A 16,441-nucleotide genomic window follows, 5' to 3' on the forward strand; every position below is an offset into this window, starting at 1 on the left:
ATTCTATCTCTCGCCATATGTAATATGCAGCGGCGTGACCGCCGGATCGAGCAGCAATGTGGATAAACGCATCAAATCGAAACGCCTCCATGTTCACGGAATAAGGTCTCGGGGAATGGCTCCCTCTGAGTCACCTCCTAGCTTAGGGCAGTTGGCAGTTTGAGCAAAAACAAGTGATTAGACGTGAGCCGCCTCGCCGACCTGCTGTATCAGAAAGGTCAGCAGCGCGTGCGTTTTGGCCGGCAGATAACGGCGGCCGGGGTAAACGGCATACAGCTGCAGCGGCGCCGGCGGCAACGTCAGCGGCACCTCAACCAATCGCCCGTCGGCCAGAAACGGCCGGCAGCCGAGCTCGGAAAGCATGGCGAACCCCACGCCGGCCAAGGCCGCCTTCAGCGCCATCTCCCCGCTGTTGACGCGATAGCGCGCATTGACCGGGACGGTAACGAACTTGCCGTCCGGGCGGACGAACTGCCATGGCATCCCCTTCAGCGCATCCACCGTGCTGATACAGGGCGATTGCGTGAATTGCTCAATCTCCGACGACGGCGGCCACTGCGCCAGCAGCGCCGGGGCGGCCACCACGATGCAGGGGAAAGACGCCAGCGGCTGCGCGACATAGTCGCTGTCGTCCAGCATGCCCCGGCTGATCATCACCGCCAGATCGACATCGTCGAGCAGCGACGTCATACCCGCCAGGTTGGTCACGCAGCTGATTTCGATCTGCGGATGCTGCAGGGCGAACGCCGCCAGCGGCTCGCCCAACAGGTATGGCCCAACTTCATTGGGCACGCACAGGCGCAGCGGCCCGCGCAGCTGTTGCTGCCGCTCGCTGAGGGTTTGCGCGGTGTGTTCCAGCGACGCCAGCAGCGGCTGGGTGCGTTCATGCAGCAACTGGCCGTTCGGCGTCAGCCGCATCGAGCGGGTGCTGCGTTCGATCAACCGCTGCTCAAGCTGGCGCTCCAACTGAGAGATATAGCGGCTGACGTTGGAGGTTGGCATCGCCAACGCCCGCGCCGCCCCGACGAAGCTGCCTTGCTCCACCACCGCCACGAAAATGCGTAACAGGTTTAAATCCAATTTATCGCGCATGATTATCCCTGATTTGATAACAAACCATGCCATTTCTACCATCTAATCCCGATCAACGCCAAGCGCTACACTGCCGGCCTGACTCTGCAACCCATGGATGCTTATGACACCCGCGAGAAAGCTGACGGCGATAGCGCTGGTCATCGCCTTTATTCAGTTCACCAATGCCCTGGAATACATGGTATTCAACCCGATATTCATCTACATGGCCGGCGATTTTTCCGTGCCCGTCAGCTTCGCCGGCTATGTCAGCGCGGCCTATACGCTGGCGGCGGTGATTTCCGGCATCGGCGCATTTTTCTGGATCGGCGGCGTTGAGAAGCGGCACTTTCTGATGCTCAACGTCACGCTGCTGGGCGTGACCACCTTATTGATCGCCACAACCCAGCAGTTTTACTGGTTGTTGGCGCTGCGGCTGCTGGCCGGGCTGTTGGGCGGCACTACGATGGGCGTCGGGATCGGCCTGCTGCTCAACGCCGCGCCTGCCGCGCTGCACGGCCGAATGCTGGCGACGGTGATCGCGTCCTTTTCGTTGGTGAGCATTGTCGGCATGCCGGGCATGCTGTACCTGTGCGAAGTGGCAAGCTGGCGCGCCGCGCTGGCGGCTATCGGCGGGCTGTGTCTGCTGGCGGCCGTATTGGTGGCGCTGTTTGTTCCCAAGGATGCGCCGCAGCCACAGGCTGCCGCGCCCGTCACGCTCGATCGCCGGCTGTTGCTGTTCGCCTCCGCCGCCGGCCTGACACAGTTCAGCCCGATGCTGCTGATCCCGGTGCTGGCGCCGCTGCTCACCCAGCGGCTACAGGTGGCAAACGCGCATTTGTCCTGGCTGTTTCTCATCGGCGGCGTGGCCGGCTATCTGGCGACCGTGCTGGCGGGCCGCTGGCTGCAACGCGTTGGCGCCGTGACGCTGACGGTGGGCGCCACGCTGTTGCTGCTGGGCAGCCTGTGGCTGGCGGCGCGCGGTGGCGATCGCGGTGAACTGTTCATGGTCGCGTTTCTCGCGGCGGCCTATGCGCGGCTGGTGGCGATCTCTTCCCTGAGCATGCGCTGGCCGGACAATCGGCAACGCGCCGCCTTCGGCACGCTGCAAACCGCCCTGATACACCTGAGCGCCACGGTGGCCTTCTTGCTCTCCTCCACGCTGCTGAGCGGCGGCCTCACCCCGCTCAGTTTGCAACGTCTGTTATGGCTGTGTGCGCTGAGCGCCATCGCCGTCGCGCCGCTCAGCGTTTGGCTGCAGGCGCGGCTGCGTCAGCGCGACGCCTCATAAACCACCTTACCATTCACATAGGTGCGATAAATGTTACGATCGTCTCCCAGGGTCATCAGTACGAACCCTTGCTCCGCAGACGTGGCGCTGTTGGCGTAGCGCAGCTGCTGCAGCGGCGTGACCGCCGGATCGAGCACCACGAAATCCGCCTCTTTGCCGACGTTGAAGTTGCCGATTTTGTCGTCCAGCGCCAGCGCGCGGGCGCCGCCCAGGGTGGCATGATAGAACGCTTCTACGGCGGAGAGCCGGTAATGCTGCAGCTGGCCGACCTTGTACGCCTCGCCTAACGTGCGCAGCATATTGAAGGTGGTGCCGGCCCCCACGTCGGTGCCGATGCCGAGCTTCACCCGCTTGCGCCAGGCCTGCTGCAGGTCAAACAGCCCGCTGCCGAGAAACAGGTTGGAGGTGGGACAAAAGGTGATTGCCGAGCGGGTCTCGCACAGGCAGTCCCACTCCTGCTCCTCCAGATGCAGGCAATGGGCGAATACGCTTTTATCGCCGGTCATGCCGTAGCGGTGGTAAACATCCAGATAGCTGCGGTGCTGCGGGAACAGCGCTTTTACCCAGGCCACTTCCTGCGGGTTCTCGCTCAGGTGCGTCTGCAGCCAAACGTCGGGATATTCTTCACGCAGCCGCTGCACCTGCGCCAGCAGCGCCGGCGTACTGGTGGGCGCAAAGCGCGGCGTAATGGCGTAACCGAGGCGGCCTTTGCCGTGCCAACGTTCGATCAGTTCGCGCGTCTGGCGGTAACTCTGCGCCGGCGTTTCCAGCAGCGCCTCCGGCGCATGGCGATCCATCATCACCTTGCCGGCGATCAGGCGCATGTTCATCGCTGCCGCCTGGCTGAACAGCGCATCGACCGACCGCGGATGCACGGTGCCGAACACCAGCGCGGTGGTGGTGCCGTTGCTCAGCAACTCCCGCAGAAAGAAGGCCGACATCGCGTCGGCGTGCTGCTCACAGTCGTAACGGCTTTCGGTCGGGAAGGTGTAATTGTTTAACCAGTCCAGCAGTTGATCGCCATAGGCGCCAATCATTTCGGTTTGCGGATAGTGGATGTGGGTGTCGATAAACCCCGGCACGATCAGTTTGTCGCGATACTCCGTGACCGTGAAACCCGGCGGCAGCAGCGCCTCGCCCTGCCGCCAGCTGCCGAACCAGACGATGACGCCGTCGTTCAGCAGCAGTAAACCGTCGGGAATATGCCGCAAGCGTTCCTCAAGCTGTTGCGGCGCCTCTACACAGGCTGAGATATCAAAAAAATTGCCACGAATAGCCGTGGTGAATTGCAGTGCCATTATTTTCTTCCTTGTCGCGACCGGCCCATCTCACCCGCGTAATAACCTGCGCCGATGAAACAATGCCTTTGTCGCCCAAACGCCAAGACCGGCTTAAGCATAGCAAGCCGCGTGCCAGCTGACGGCGTAAAATACATTATCCCTTAAAGAACAAAGTGATATTAATTAACCAAGGGGAGTTGACCGGCAAAAAAGAATAAAGCAAACGTTGCGCTTCGCCGGCAGATCAATAGCAACCGTTTGCCTGCCAAAATAACACCGCGCCGCTGCACCTTGAATGGGCAAGCGAATATCTTCACGGCGTACGGCTTATTTTCAACACCGCGCCTGGGGGTTAAATCTCGGCCTGAGGACAACCGCCAAACTTGAAACGATAACTATTCTCAATTATCATCCGCGCATCTTTTTGACCAGCAATGCGAAAATCATGTCCGCCACCGCTTCTGCCCCGCACGCCGCGCTGTCGCGCCTCTACGCCACCCATCACGCCTGGTTGCAGGGATGGCTGCGCCGGCGCTTGGGCTGCGCGTTCGATGCGGACGATGTGGCGCAGGACACCTTTATGCGCCTGCTGAAAGGCGACGCCGCGGCGACCCTGCGCGAGCCGAAAGATTTTCTGGTCACCGTCGCCAAGCGGGTGATGGTCGATCTGTTCCGCCGCAGAACGCTGGAGCGCGCCTATCTGGAGATGCTGGCGCTGATCCCGGAAGGCTACGCCCCGTCGCCGGAGCAGCGCCAGAGCCTGCTGGACAGCCTGCAGCAGATCGACGCCATGCTCGACGGCCTGGGGCCGAAGGTAAAACAGGCCTTTCTGTTGTCGCAGCTCGAAGGGCTGGGCTATGCGGACATCGCCGCGCGCCTCGGCGTTTCGGTCAGCTCGGTTAAAAAATACATGGCCAAAGCCACCGAGCATTGCCTGCTGTTCAGCCTCGAAAACGACGTTTATTCATGAGCAACGCCATCACCCCCGAGCAGCGCCAGGCGCTGAAAATGGCCGCACACTGGTATGCCCTGCTGTGCGACGAGCGCGTCACCGAACGCCAGCGCCAACAGTGGCAAGCCTGGCACCAGCAGCATGACGATCACCGCTGGGCCTGGCAGCGCGTCGAAGCGTTGCAGAGCCAGCTGCAGGGCGTGCCGGGCAAATTCAGCTATCGCGCGCTCGATCGCGCCGGCCGCCAATCCGCGATCGACCGCCGCACCCTACTGAAAAGCCTGCTGCTGTTGCTCGGCGTGGGCGGCGGCGGCCTCCTTTACCAGTCGCCGCTCGGCCGGGAGCTGCGCGCCGACTACCGCACCGCCACCGGTGAAATCAAACCCATTGTGTTAAGCGACGGCACCCAGCTGGTGCTGAACACCGCCAGCGCGGTGGACGTGCATTACGACGATCGCCAACGGCTGATCCGCCTGCACGCCGGGGAAATCAGCCTGGTTACCGGACGCGATCCCCGGCCGCTGTGGGTGCAAAGCCCGCAGGGGGCGATGCGCGCGCTCGGCACCCGTTTTTTGGTGCGCGAGAGCGACGGCGAAACGCACCTGACAGTGCTGGAGCATGCGGTCGAGGCGCAGCTGGCGCAAAACGCGCAACAACAGCGCCGGGTGAACGCCGGTGAACAGATCAGCTTCAGCGCGACGGCCTTCGGCGACAAACACCCCGCCGTGCAGGAGGACGGCTGGCTGCGCGGCGTGCTGAGCGTCAGCCAGTGGCGGCTGGACCGGGTGATCGCCGAACTGGCGCGCTACCGGCGCGGCCACCTGAGTTGCGATCCGGCCGTTGCCGGCCTGCGCGTCAGCGGCAGTTTCCCGCTCAACGATACCGATCGCGCCCTCGCCCTGCTCAGCCAGACGCTGCCGGTTCGCCTGCAGAGCTTTACCCGCTATTGGCTGCAAATCGTCCCCGCCTGAATTTTTTAAATGAAAATGATAAAAAATCGCATTCTTGATTGTCCCTTTTGCTTTGCTCATCCGACTCCCAGGAAAACACTGCAGCAATAAATAAAAAATGATTCAGGAGAAGGTATGAACAACGCTTGGGGAAAGGGAGCGCCGGCTTCGCTTTGGGGAAAACGGGCCACGCCGCTGGCCGTGGCCATTGGCCTGGTCTTCGCCGCACCGCTGACGGCGAGCGCCGCCAGCGCCGCTGCCACCTATCACATTCCTGCCGGTGAGCTGGACGGCGCGCTGAACGCTTTCGCCGCTCGCGCCGGCATCGCGCTCTCGGTGGACGGCGCGTTGACCGCCGGCAAACGTTCGCCGGGCCTGAGCGGCAGCTACGGCGTCGATGACGGCCTGAACGCCCTGCTGGCCGGCAGCGGCCTGCAGGCTAAAGCGCTCGGCAATAACGGCTACACGCTGGCCAAACTGCCGCAGCCGCAGAAGGAAGAGGACATCACCGTGGTCGGCGACTGGCTGGCGGAAGGCCGCCAGATCGACGTGTTCGAACACCCCGGCGCGCGCGACGTCGTGCGCCGCGAAGAGTTCGTCAAAACCGGCACCACCACCGTGCGCGAAGCGTTGAACCGCGTGCCGGGCGTGGTGGCGCCGGAGAACAACGGCACCGGCAGCCATGACATGGCGCTGAACTTCGGCATTCGCGGCCTCAACCCGCGCCTCGCCAGCCGCTCCACCGTGCTGATGGACGGCATCCCGGTGCCCTTCGCCCCTTACGGCCAGCCGCAGCTGTCGCTGGCGCCGGTCTCGCTCGGCAATATGGATGCGATTGACGTGGTGCGCGGCGGCGGCGCGGTGCGCTACGGGCCGCAGAGCGTCGGCGGCGTCGTCAACTTCGTCACGCGCGCCATCCCGAAAACCTTCGGCATGGCGGCCGGCATGCAGGGGCAACTCAGCCCGACTTCACGCCAGGATCACCCGAAAGGCACCGGCAACCTGATGATCGGCGGCACCGCCGACAACGGCTTCGGCGCGGCGCTGCTTTACTCCGGCACCCGCGGCAGCGACTGGCGCGAGCACAGTGCGACCAAAATCGACGACGTGATGCTGAAAAGCCGTTACGCGCCGAACGAGGTGCACACCTTCAACAGCCTGCTGCAATACTACGAAGGCGAAGCGGAGATGCCGGGCGGCCTGAGCCGGGCGGACTACAACGCCAACCCGTTCCAGTCGACGCGCCCGTACGACAAGTTCTGGGGCCGCCGCCAGTTGGCGAACTTCGGCTACCAGTATCAGCCGGATCGGCAGCACAAGTTCGACGTGCAGAGCTTCTACACCTATACCCTGCGCAGCGGCTATCTGGATCAGGGTAAAAACCTGACGCTGTCGCCGCGCGAATACTGGGTGCGCGGCGTGGAACCGCGCTACAGCCAGAGCTTCCGCTGGGGCGACTCGGCGCATGAGGTCGGCGTCGGTTATCGCTACGTCAGCGAATCCACCCACGAACTGCGCTACACCAGCAAAGCCAGTACCGGCAGGCTGCCGTCCACCGCCAGCCCGTACGATCGCGACACCCAGTCCGGTACCGAGGCGCACGCCTTCTATCTCGACGATCGCATCGACATCGGCGACTGGACCCTCACGCCGGGCATGCGCTACGAGTACATCAAGTCGTATCAGAACAACTACATCAAGAACAACCGCCTCGACGTCAGCTATAACGCGCCGCTGCCGGCGTTGAACGTGATGTATCACCTGAACGAATACTGGAACCTGTACGCCAACACCGAAGGCTCCTTCGGCACCGTGCAGTACAGCCAGATGGGCAAAGCGGTCGACAGCGGCAAAATTGAACCGGAGAAAGCGCGCACCTGGGAGCTGGGCACCCGCTACGCCGGCGATGCGTTGACCGGCGAGATCGGGCTGTTCCTGATCAACTTCAACAACCAGTACGATTCCAACCAGGTGACCGACAGCGTGACCGCGCGCGGCAAAACCCGCCATGCCGGGCTGGAAGGCAGCCTGCGTTACGATCTGTCGCAGCTGACGCCGAAACTGGACGACCTGACCGCCTACGCCAGCTACGCCTACGTCAACGCCACCATCCGTGAAGACGGCGGCTACAAGGGCAACCAGGTGCCGTTCTCGCCGAAGCATAAAGGCACGATGGGGCTGGACTACACGCCGGGCAACTGGGCGTTTAATCTTAACGGCGAGTTCCAGTCCAGCCAGTTCGCCGACAACGCCAACACCGTGGCGGAAAGCGCCGACGGCAGCACCGGCCGCATTCCCGGCTACATGCTGTGGGGCGTGCGCGCCGCCTATGATTTCGGCCCGGAAATGGCCGGCCTGAATCTGGGCGTCGGCGTGAAAAACCTGTTCAACCACGCGTATTTCACCCGCGCCTATGACGACAACAACAAGGGTCTGTACATCGGCCAGCCGCGCACGATTTATCTGCAAGGTTCGGTGAAGTTCTGATCCTCAACGGCGGGCGCGGTTAACCGTGCCCGCCGTCTTTCCCATCAACGTGACAACGTCACATAAAGCCGTTCCTCCGCGCCGCCGCAGCGGCGAAAAATAAGTCGCTTCTGCCGCCAATGCGCGTAATATCAACGATCCGCCCCGATTTACCGGCGCGGATTTTTTGCCGTTATGGCCTGAAAAGCGAGGGAATAAGATGAATCACAATGACCTTTCTCAGTGCCGCGTTGACACCGACCGTTTGTTGATTGCCCCCTTTACCGCAGCAGACGCCGACGATGTTTACCAGGCGATCACCCCCACTCTGACGCGCTTTATGACCTTTGAACCGGAGGCGTCGCCGGAGGATTTCGCCAACGTCTGGCAAGGCTGGCTGCCGTTGATGCGCGAAGGTGAAGAAGTGATCTTCGTCGCCCGTCGGCGCGAAGACCGGCAGTTCGTCGGGGTCGGCGGCGCGCATAATTTGCGCAGCCACACCCCGGAGCTGGGCATCTGGGTAAAAGAGAGCCTGCATGGTCAGGGCTACGGCCGCGAAATCGTGCAGGGCATCGCGCGCTGGGCCAGCGAGCGCTTTCAGCCGCCGCACTTTCTCTACCCGGTGGCCGAGCAGAATACCGCCAGCCGCCGCCTCGTCGAGTCGCTGGGCGGCGTGCTGGCCGGCCGTTGCGAGCGCATCAAGTATGACGCCGTGGTCTACCACCTGCCGCCTCAGCGCTAATCAGCATCGGGCCGCCGGCCCGGTGTGACCTTTTTTGCTTTCCGCCGTGATAACCGCTGCCACTGCCTGCGGGTTTGTGCTAATGATAGAGGCATGTAGGGTAAAAACAGTTGAGGAACAGCAACATGATTATTTTTGTTACCGGCGCCACCTCCGGTTTCGGCGAGGCCATTGCGCGCCGTTTTATCCGTGAAGGCCACCAGGTGATCGCCGCCGGGCGCCGCCTTGAGCGTCTCGAAGAGCTGCAGGAAGAACTCGGCCAAGCGCTGCACATCGTGCGGCTTGACGTGCGCAACCGCGCCGCCATTCAACAGGCGATCGAGGCACTGCCGGCCGAGCTGCGTCAGATTGACGTGCTGGTGAACAACGCCGGGCTGGCGTTGGGGCTGGAGCCGGCGCACAAGGCCAACGCCGATGACTGGGAAACCATGATCGACACCAACGCCAAGGGGCTGGTGAACATGACGCGCGCGCTGTTGCCGGCCATGGTCGAGCGCAACGTCGGCCATGTGATCAACATCGGCTCCACCGCCGCCAACTGGCCTTACGCCGGCGGCAACGTGTACGGCGCCACCAAGGCGTTCGTCAAACAGTTCAGCCTGGGCCTGCGCGCCGATCTGCACGGCACGCGCATTCGCGTGACCGATATCGAGCCGGGCCTGGTGGGCGGCACCGAATTCTCCAACGTGCGATTCAAGGGCGATGACGGCAAGGTCAACAAAACCTACGAAGGCGCCGATGCGCTGACGCCGGAAGACATCGCCGAGTCGGTGTTCTGGGTCGCGACGTTGCCGGCGCGCGTCAACATCAACACGCTGGAAATGATGCCGGTCAGCCAGTCCTTCGCCGGGCTGAACATCCACCGCGGCGCCTGAGCCGCGACGGCGGGAGGCAACTCCCGCCGCGTTTCCTCAGGCCGCGCGCCAGCCGGAAACGATAATCAGCATGCCCGCCAGCGCCACGCCGGCGCCGACCCAATCCAGCGCAGACAGCTTCACCCCGTCCACCACCCGCAGCCACAGCAGCGCGGTCGCCACATACACACCGCCGTAGGCCGCATAGACCCGCCCGCTGGCCGCCGGATGCAGCGTCAACAGCCAGACAAACAGCATCAGGCTCAATGCCGCCGGCAGCAGCAGCCAGGCGCTGCCCTGCTTCTTGAGCCACAGGTAAGGCAGGAAACAGCCGATAATTTCAGCCAGTGCGGTGGCGAAAAACAACAGCGTAGTTTTTAACATCGGTCGCAGTTTTCTCTCGATAAAGTAAACGAATCGGCGCTTGGCTGGTGAATTCCAGGAGCGCGGTGGTATATTTATCACCACGCCTGCGGGCGAGGTAACGCCAGTGCCGCCATCATCAGGCGCACTCACTCATAAGGATGAAACGATGAAAACATTTTCGACCCAACGACTGCTGCGCGGGATGCTGCCGGTCGCCATGCTGGCCGTCATGGGCGCCTGGCAGGCGCCGGCGCTGGCCGCCACCTGCACGCAGGGCAGCACCTGCGTCACCGTCGATGGCAAAGGCAGCGGCGCGATGAGCACCGAAGAAGCGCGCCAAAGCAAAGAGCAGTGGAATGATACCAAATCCCTGCGCCACAAGGTCAACACCCGCGTCGAGAAAGAGTTCGACAAGGCCGATCGCGCGGCGGATGACGAAGACCGCTGCAACGACAGCAACAACGTCAACGCCTACTGGGAACCGGACACCCGTAAATGCCTGGATCGCCAGACCGGGCGTCGGATTAATCCTTAATCCGCCTGCGGCGGGCGGGCATGCGTGAAACCCGGCCGCCGTTGCTGCTATCCTGTTACAGGAAGTTCATTGTCTAAAAGGATGACGTGATGAAGAAAACGCTGATATTAACCGCTGTATTGCTGGCCGGCGCCCCATTGGCGGCCCTGGCCTCCTGTGAAAGCGTGAAAGCGGACATTTCGCAAAAAATCGTCAATAACGGCGTTCCGGAGTCCGGCTTCAAACTGGAGATCGTGCCTAACGATCAGGCCGATCAAGCGGGCGGCCAGGTGGTCGGCCACTGCGAAAACGACACCCAGAAGATCGTTTATACCCGCCTGAACAATGGCGACGATAGTGGTGACGCGGCGCAGACCGGCACCAGCCAGGACACCTCCAACGCGCAGTAAGCCGCATCGGCTACCCAGGGCGCGCAACAGCCGCGCCCTTTCCTTTTCCTTTACGCCTGCTCCGCCTCTTCCTCTTCGCCTTGCGGCCGACAACGCGCGGGGATCAGCATCGCCGCCGCCAGCGCCAGCAACGACACCAACGCCGACACCAGGAACACCCAATGCAGCGAAGCCGCCACCTGCTGGATAAGCTGCGCCAACGCCTCGCTCCCCATGCTCTGGCGCACCGCCGGCTCCATCAGACGCTGCACCGGATCGTCAATTTCCGGCAAACGCCACTGCAGGTTGAGGTTCAGCGTGGCGCCCAAAATCGCGGTGCCGATGGCCGAACCCACCATGCGGGTAAACACCGTACAGGCGGTGGCAATGCCGCGAATGCTGTAATGCGCCGCGTTCTGCACCGACACTAAAAACGTCGTGTTGCACAATCCCATGCCGGCGCCGACCATAAACGCCGCCACCCGGCCCCACAGCAGACCGCCGTTCGGCTGCAACATCAGCAGGATCAGGCCGCCTGCCACCAACAGCAGTGCGCCCAGCAGCGCCGTGGCGCGATACGAAGTCATCAGCATCAAACGGCCGCTCAGCGTGCTGGCCAACGGCCAACCAATCGACATCAGCGCCAGCGTGGTGCCCGCCTCCAGCGGCGAGCCCCCCATCACGCCCTGAATGAAGGTCGGCAGAAAGGCGCTGATGCCCATCATCGCCGCGCCAATCACCAGCCCGCCGATGTTGCCGGCGACGATCACCCGGCTTTGCCACAGCGCCAGCGGGAACAGCGGTTCGACCGCGCGCCGCTCCTGACGTATCAACAGCGCCAGCGACGCCGCCGCCAGCGCCAGCAACGGCGCCACCCACCATCCGAGGCTTTCCATCTGCAACAGCGCCAGCAGCAGCGCCGAAACGAACAGCGTCAGCCAGGCGGTGCCCGCCAGATCCAGCGCGTGCCGCCGCAGTTGCTGATGCGCCGGCAGATAGCGCCAGAGGAAGAACATCGCCAACAGGCCGATCGGCAGGTTGACCCAGAACACCAGCGCCCACGGCAGGTGTTGCACGATAAACGCGCCCAGCAGCGGGCCGATGATCGCCGATACGCCCCACACGCTCGACAGGTAGCCCATCACCTTCGGCCGTTCGGTGGCGCTGTAGATGTCGCCGATGATGGTGGACGCGATCGGCATGATGGCGCCGGCGCCCAATCCCTGCAATAAGCGGAAGCCGATCAGCCAATACATGTCGGGGGCGAAGCCGCACAGCACCGATCCCAGCAGGAACAGCGTCGCGCCGAAGAAGAACACCCGCTTGCGGCCGTAGAGATCCGCCAGCCGGCCGTAGATGGGAATGGTGATCGCCTGCGCCAGCAAATAGACCGCGAACACCCAGCCCAGCAGCGAGAAGCCGCCGAGATCGCCGATGATGGTCGGCATGGCGGTGGCGACGATGGTGGCTTCGATCGCCGACATGAACATCGCCAGCATGCAGGCAATCAGGATCAGCGGGCGATGGGCAATGGGTGCGGGTGAAACGTTATTTGTCATGGCGTTATGCAGGCTTCCTGGCGTTTTTATTTTCCCTGAGTATATCAGCAAGCACCTGCGCCAAGTCTATCCGCCCTCACATCCCGCCGTTGCCGATAGCGAATCGCACCATTTGGACTAACTGTTACGGCGTAACGTTTTACCGCGATTTTTTTTCACTTTACGCGCATCCCAGCGCTGACGCGGGCTGCGGCGCCAATACGAGCAAACTCAATCAGCTGATTTTGCTCATAAAACTTGGCACGGTCAACGACAGGGTGCTATACCTTCCCTAGCCGGCGCCTTTGGGCCCCGTGCTTTCTCGGGTTTAAATATCAGTATCTTATGCTGATTAACTCACGTATTGAGCCTACGTTCAGCACGCTGTGCCGAACGCACCCTTCGCTCAATGTCGCTAACCTCATGCGAAACGCCCGTTTTGTACCGCCACGCCCGCCGGGCCGTGGGCAACAATCAGAGCGGAATGCGCCGTCTCTTCGGCCGCTCCGCGCAACGGAGGACGCAACATCATGCACAAGTCAGCGCCATACCGGCGCCTGCTCCTCGGGAGCCTGTTGTTTATCGCCGTCATCGCGCTGCTGGTTTACGGCATCGGTTGGGAAAACCTCAAGTCGCGCCGGGAAGATTTGATCTACCTCGGCCAGCAACACATGTTCCTGGTGGTGTGTTCCATGCTGCTGTCGCTGCTGGTCGGCATTCCCAGCGGCATCCTGCTGAGCCGCCCTTTCGCCCGCCGCTGGGCGGAGCACGTGATGCAGATCTTTAACGTCGGCAACACCCTGCCGCCGCTGGCGGTGCTGGCGCTGGCGATGGTGATCATCGGCATCGGCGACCGGCCGGCGGTGGTGGCGTTGTTCCTCGCCTCGCTGCTGCCTATCGTGCGCAATACCTATGCCGGCCTGCGTTCGGTGCCGCCGGCGCTGGTCGAGGCCGCCAACGGTATTGGCATGACCGCCGGACAGCGGCTGCGCCAGGTCGAACTGCCCAACGCCCTGCCGGTGATCTTCGCCGGGGTGCGCATCGCGATGGCAATTAACGTCGGCACCGCGCCGCTGGCGTTTTTGATCGGCGCCAGCAGCTACGGCGAGCTGATCTTCCCCGGCATCTACCTGAACGACTTCCCGACGCTGATCCTCGGCGCCGCCGCCACCGCGCTGATCGCCCTGCTGCTCGATCTGGCGCTGGCCGGTCTCGGCCGCCGGCTCAGCCCGCACACCGCATCCTGATGGGAGAAACGCGATGACTCGATGGTTACAACCACTCCGCCACGCGCTGCTGTTCTCCTTGCTGATGACTGGCGCGGCCGCCTGGGCCGCCCCGCTGACGCTGGCGAGCAAGAACTTTACCGAACAGCGCATTCTGTCGGCGATCACCGTGCAATACCTGCGGGCCAAAGGTTTTCAGGTCGAACCCAAAACCAATCTGGCTACGGTGATCACCCGCAACGCGATGATCAACAAACAGATCGACATGACCTGGGAATACACCGGCACCTCGCTGATCATCTTTAACCACATCAATAAGCGCATGTCGCCGCAGGAGACCTACGACACGGTGAAAAAGCTCGACGCCAAACTCGGCCTGGTGTGGCTGCAGCCGGCGGACATGAACAACACCTATGCCTTCGCCATGCAGCGCCGGCGCGCGGAAAAAGAGCAGATCCGCACGATGTCGCAGCTGGTGGCCAAAGTGGAACAGGTGCGTAAAACCGACCCGAAACACAACTGGCTGCTGGGGCTGGATCTGGAGTTCGCCGGCCGTTCGGACGGCCTGAAACCGATGCAGGCGCTGTACGACATGCCGCTGGATCGCCCGCAAATCCGCCAGATGGACCCCGGCCTGGTCTACAACGCCATCCGCGACGGTTTCGTCGACGCCGGGCTGGTGTACACCACCGACGGCCGGGTGAAAGGCTTCGATCTGCAGGTGCTGGAAGACGACAAAGGCTATTTCCCGAGCTATGCGGTCACGCCGGTGGTGCGCGCCGACGTGTTGCAAAACACGCCGGGGCTGGAAGCGGCGCTGAACACGCTGTCGAAACAGTTCAACAATCAGGTGATCACCGAGCTTAACGCCAAGGTGGATATCGACTACCAGACGCCGCAACAGGTCGCCGACGCGTTCCTCAAGCAGCGCGGCCTGATTTAGGAGGCATGATGAATACCTTACTTTACGCCTGGCAAAACTGGGCCTATATCGCCGGATTGACGCTGGAACACCTGCTGCTGGTCGGCATCGCCGTCGGCCTGGCGATCCTGATCGGCGTGCCGCTCGGCGTGCTGATCGTCCGCCACAAATGGCTGGCGACGCCGGTGCTGAGCCTGGCCACGCTGGTGCTGACCGTGCCCTCCATCGCTCTGTTCGGGCTGATGATCCCGCTGTTTTCCTTAATCGGCCACGGCATTGGCTACGTACCGGCGATCACCGCGGTGTTCCTCTACTCGCTGCTGCCGATCGTGCGCAATACCCACACCGCGCTCGACAACCTGCCCGGCGGGCTGCGCGAAGCCGGCCGCGGCATCGGCATGACGTTCTGGCAACGCCTGCGCTGGGTGGAGATCCCGGTGGCGCTGCCGGTCATTTTCGGCGGCATTCGCACCGCCGTGGTGATGAATATCGGCGTGATGGCGATCGCCGCGGTGATCGGCGCCGGCGGCCTCGGCCTGCTGCTGCTCAACGGCATCAGCAGCAGCGACATCCGCCAGTTGATTACCGGCGCCGTGATGATCAGCCTGCTGGCGATCGTCCTCGATTGGTTATTGCACCGCTTGCAAATTGCGCTCACGCCCAAGGGGATCCGCTCATGATTAAATTGGAAAATCTGACCAAACAGTTCATGCAGAAGAACGGCACACCGTTCAACGCCGTCGACAACATCAATCTGGACGTGCCGGAAGGCGAAATCTGCGTGCTGCTCGGCCCTTCCGGCTGCGGCAAAACCACCACGCTGAAGATGATCAACCGCCTGATCGAACCCACCGGCGGCACCATTCTGATCAACGGTGAAGACACCAGCGCGCTGGATACCGTCAGCCTGCGCCGCAAAATCGGCTACGTCATCCAGCAGATCGGTCTGTTCCCCAACATGACCATCGAGGAGAACATCACCGTAGTGCCGCGCATGCTGGGCTGGGACAAAAAACGCTGCCACGATCGCGCCGAGGAGCTGATGAGCATGGTGGCGCTGGATCCCAAGCGCTTTTTGCACCGCTACCCGAAAGAGATGTCCGGCGGGCAGCAACAGCGCATCGGCGTGATCCGCGCGCTGGCCGCCGATCCGCCGGTGCTGCTGATGGATGAACCTTTCGGCGCGGTGGACCCGATCAACCGCGAAACCATCCAGAACGAGTTTCTCGACATGCAGCGCCAGCTAAAAAAGACCGTGATGCTGGTCAGCCACGACATCGACGAAGCGCTGAAGCTCGGCGATCGCATCGCGGTGTTCCGCCAGGGCAAGATCGTGCAGAACGCCAGCGCCGATGAGCTGCTGGCGCGCCCGGCGAACGACTTCGTCGCCTCCTTTGTCGGCCAGGATCGCACGCTGAAGCGCCTGCTGCTGGTGCAGGCCGGCGACGTGGCCGATCAACAGGAAACGGTGACGGTGCGGCGGGAGACGCCGCTAGTGGAGGCGTTCGGGCTGATGGACGATATCGACGCCCGCTCGGTGACGGTGGTGGACGCCGACGGCAAACCGCTGGGCTACGTCAAACGCCGTGAGGCGCGCGGCGCGCCCGGGGTGTGCGCCGACAGCCTACACCGCTTTCGCGTCACCGCCCGCGCGGAGGAGAACCTGCGCGTAGTGCTGTCCAAGCTGTACGAACACAACACCTCCTGGATGCCGATCGTCGATGAAGACGGCCGCTACAGCGGCGAAATCTCGCAGGATTATATCGCCGACTACCTCAGCTCCGGCCGCACGCGCCGGGTGTTGACGCCGCAATAACCCCCGCCGGGGCGCTCGCCGCCCCGCCTATGCCGCAGTTTGCTAAAGATTCACTGGTCATCGG

The 16,441-nt window shown here is 62.7% G+C and carries 16 protein-coding genes; 12 read left to right on the top strand and 4 right to left on the bottom strand.

Features of this window, described 5'->3' with window-relative positions; all coding sequences use genetic code 11:
• Window positions 1–177: 177 nt before the first annotated feature.
• Window positions 178–1,092: a LysR family transcriptional regulator gene (locus CRO23_RS12600; protein ID WP_097102117.1), complete on the bottom strand. Its 915-nt coding sequence runs from the start codon at window positions 1,090–1,092 to the stop codon at window positions 178–180.
• A 103-nt stretch (window positions 1,093–1,195) separates the two neighbouring features.
• Here CRO23_RS12600 and CRO23_RS12605 point away from each other — a divergent pair, with 103 nt between their 5' ends.
• Window positions 1,196–2,362 carry an MFS transporter gene (locus tag CRO23_RS12605; RefSeq protein WP_097102119.1) on the top strand — a complete coding sequence of 389 codons (1,167 nt, stop codon included), beginning with the start codon at window positions 1,196–1,198 and terminating at the stop codon, window positions 2,360–2,362.
• Here the strand turns inward: CRO23_RS12605 and guaD are convergent.
• The gene (gene guaD, locus CRO23_RS12610) at window positions 2,344–3,660 is read right to left on the bottom strand and encodes a guanine deaminase (RefSeq protein WP_097102121.1); all 1,317 of its coding nucleotides are present in this window, start codon (window positions 3,658–3,660) and stop codon (window positions 2,344–2,346) included. The genes CRO23_RS12605 and guaD overlap by 19 nt on opposite strands.
• Before the next feature lie 427 nt (window positions 3,661–4,087).
• On the opposite strand from guaD, the gene fecI reads away from it, so the two are divergent.
• The 5 genes from fecI (at window position 4,088) to ydfG (ending at window position 9,627) form a co-directional block, all read left to right on the top strand.
• The gene (gene fecI, locus CRO23_RS12615) at window positions 4,088–4,612 is read left to right on the top strand and encodes a ferric citrate uptake sigma factor FecI (protein WP_033640439.1); all 525 of its coding nucleotides are present in this window, start codon (window positions 4,088–4,090) and stop codon (window positions 4,610–4,612) included.
• On the top strand, window positions 4,609–5,565 hold the full coding sequence (fecR, locus tag CRO23_RS12620; RefSeq protein WP_097102123.1) for a ferric citrate uptake sigma factor regulator FecR: 957 nt from the start codon (window positions 4,609–4,611) through the stop codon (window positions 5,563–5,565). Before fecI ends, fecR begins: the two co-directional genes overlap by 4 nt.
• A 114-nt stretch (window positions 5,566–5,679) precedes the next feature.
• Window positions 5,680–8,031: a TonB-dependent Fe(3+) dicitrate receptor FecA gene (gene fecA, locus CRO23_RS12625; protein WP_097102124.1), complete on the top strand. Its 2,352-nt coding sequence runs from the start codon at window positions 5,680–5,682 to the stop codon at window positions 8,029–8,031.
• Between the two features lie 199 nt (window positions 8,032–8,230).
• On the top strand, window positions 8,231–8,752 hold the full coding sequence (locus tag CRO23_RS12630) for a GNAT family N-acetyltransferase (protein ID WP_004938571.1): 522 nt from the start codon (window positions 8,231–8,233) through the stop codon (window positions 8,750–8,752).
• 125 nt (window positions 8,753–8,877) lie between these two features.
• Window positions 8,878–9,627, top strand: coding sequence for a bifunctional NADP-dependent 3-hydroxy acid dehydrogenase/3-hydroxypropionate dehydrogenase YdfG (gene ydfG, locus CRO23_RS12635; protein ID WP_016927858.1), 750 nt, complete (start codon window positions 8,878–8,880; stop codon window positions 9,625–9,627).
• Window positions 9,628–9,663: 36 nt separating this feature from the next.
• On the opposite strand, the gene CRO23_RS12640 is transcribed toward ydfG, so the two are convergent.
• Window positions 9,664–9,990, bottom strand: a complete 327-nt coding sequence (locus CRO23_RS12640) for a YnfA family protein (RefSeq protein ID WP_004938563.1) — start codon at window positions 9,988–9,990, stop codon at window positions 9,664–9,666.
• Between the two features lie 148 nt (window positions 9,991–10,138).
• Between CRO23_RS12640 and CRO23_RS12645 the strand changes: the two genes are divergently transcribed.
• Both CRO23_RS12645 and CRO23_RS12650 read left to right on the top strand, forming a co-directional pair.
• Window positions 10,139–10,507, top strand: a complete 369-nt coding sequence (locus CRO23_RS12645) for a DUF1283 family protein (protein ID WP_004938560.1) — start codon at window positions 10,139–10,141, stop codon at window positions 10,505–10,507.
• Window positions 10,508–10,596: 89 nt separating this feature from the next.
• Window positions 10,597–10,896, top strand: a complete 300-nt coding sequence (locus CRO23_RS12650; protein WP_004938557.1) for a DUF1161 domain-containing protein — start codon at window positions 10,597–10,599, stop codon at window positions 10,894–10,896.
• Window positions 10,897–10,946: 50 nt separating this feature from the next.
• On the opposite strand, the gene CRO23_RS12655 is transcribed toward CRO23_RS12650, so the two are convergent.
• Window positions 10,947–12,434: an MDR family MFS transporter gene (locus CRO23_RS12655; protein ID WP_016927859.1), complete on the bottom strand. Its 1,488-nt coding sequence runs from the start codon at window positions 12,432–12,434 to the stop codon at window positions 10,947–10,949.
• Between the two features lie 509 nt (window positions 12,435–12,943).
• On the opposite strand from CRO23_RS12655, the gene CRO23_RS12660 reads away from it, so the two are divergent.
• From CRO23_RS12660 to osmV, 4 genes are all read left to right on the top strand, one after another.
• On the top strand, window positions 12,944–13,660 hold the full coding sequence (locus tag CRO23_RS12660) for an ABC transporter permease (RefSeq protein WP_097102126.1): 717 nt from the start codon (window positions 12,944–12,946) through the stop codon (window positions 13,658–13,660).
• A 64-nt stretch (window positions 13,661–13,724) separates the two neighbouring features.
• The gene (locus tag CRO23_RS12665; RefSeq protein WP_227944616.1) at window positions 13,725–14,582 is read left to right on the top strand and encodes a glycine betaine ABC transporter substrate-binding protein; all 858 of its coding nucleotides are present in this window, start codon (window positions 13,725–13,727) and stop codon (window positions 14,580–14,582) included.
• A gap of 8 nt (window positions 14,583–14,590) precedes the next feature.
• Entirely contained in the window at window positions 14,591–15,241 is a 651-nt protein-coding gene (gene osmW, locus CRO23_RS12670; RefSeq protein WP_004938544.1) for an osmoprotectant ABC transporter permease OsmW, read from the top strand.
• Window positions 15,238–16,377 (top strand): osmoprotectant ABC transporter ATP-binding protein OsmV, encoded by a 1,140-nt coding sequence (gene osmV / locus CRO23_RS12675; RefSeq protein WP_016927861.1) that lies wholly within the window; start codon window positions 15,238–15,240, stop codon window positions 16,375–16,377. Before osmW ends, osmV begins: the two co-directional genes overlap by 4 nt.
• Window positions 16,378–16,441 lie beyond the last annotated feature (64 nt).

The organism is Serratia sp. JKS296 (genome assembly GCF_900215445.1).
Classification (GTDB): Bacteria; Pseudomonadota; Gammaproteobacteria; order Enterobacterales; family Enterobacteriaceae; genus Serratia; species Serratia marcescens.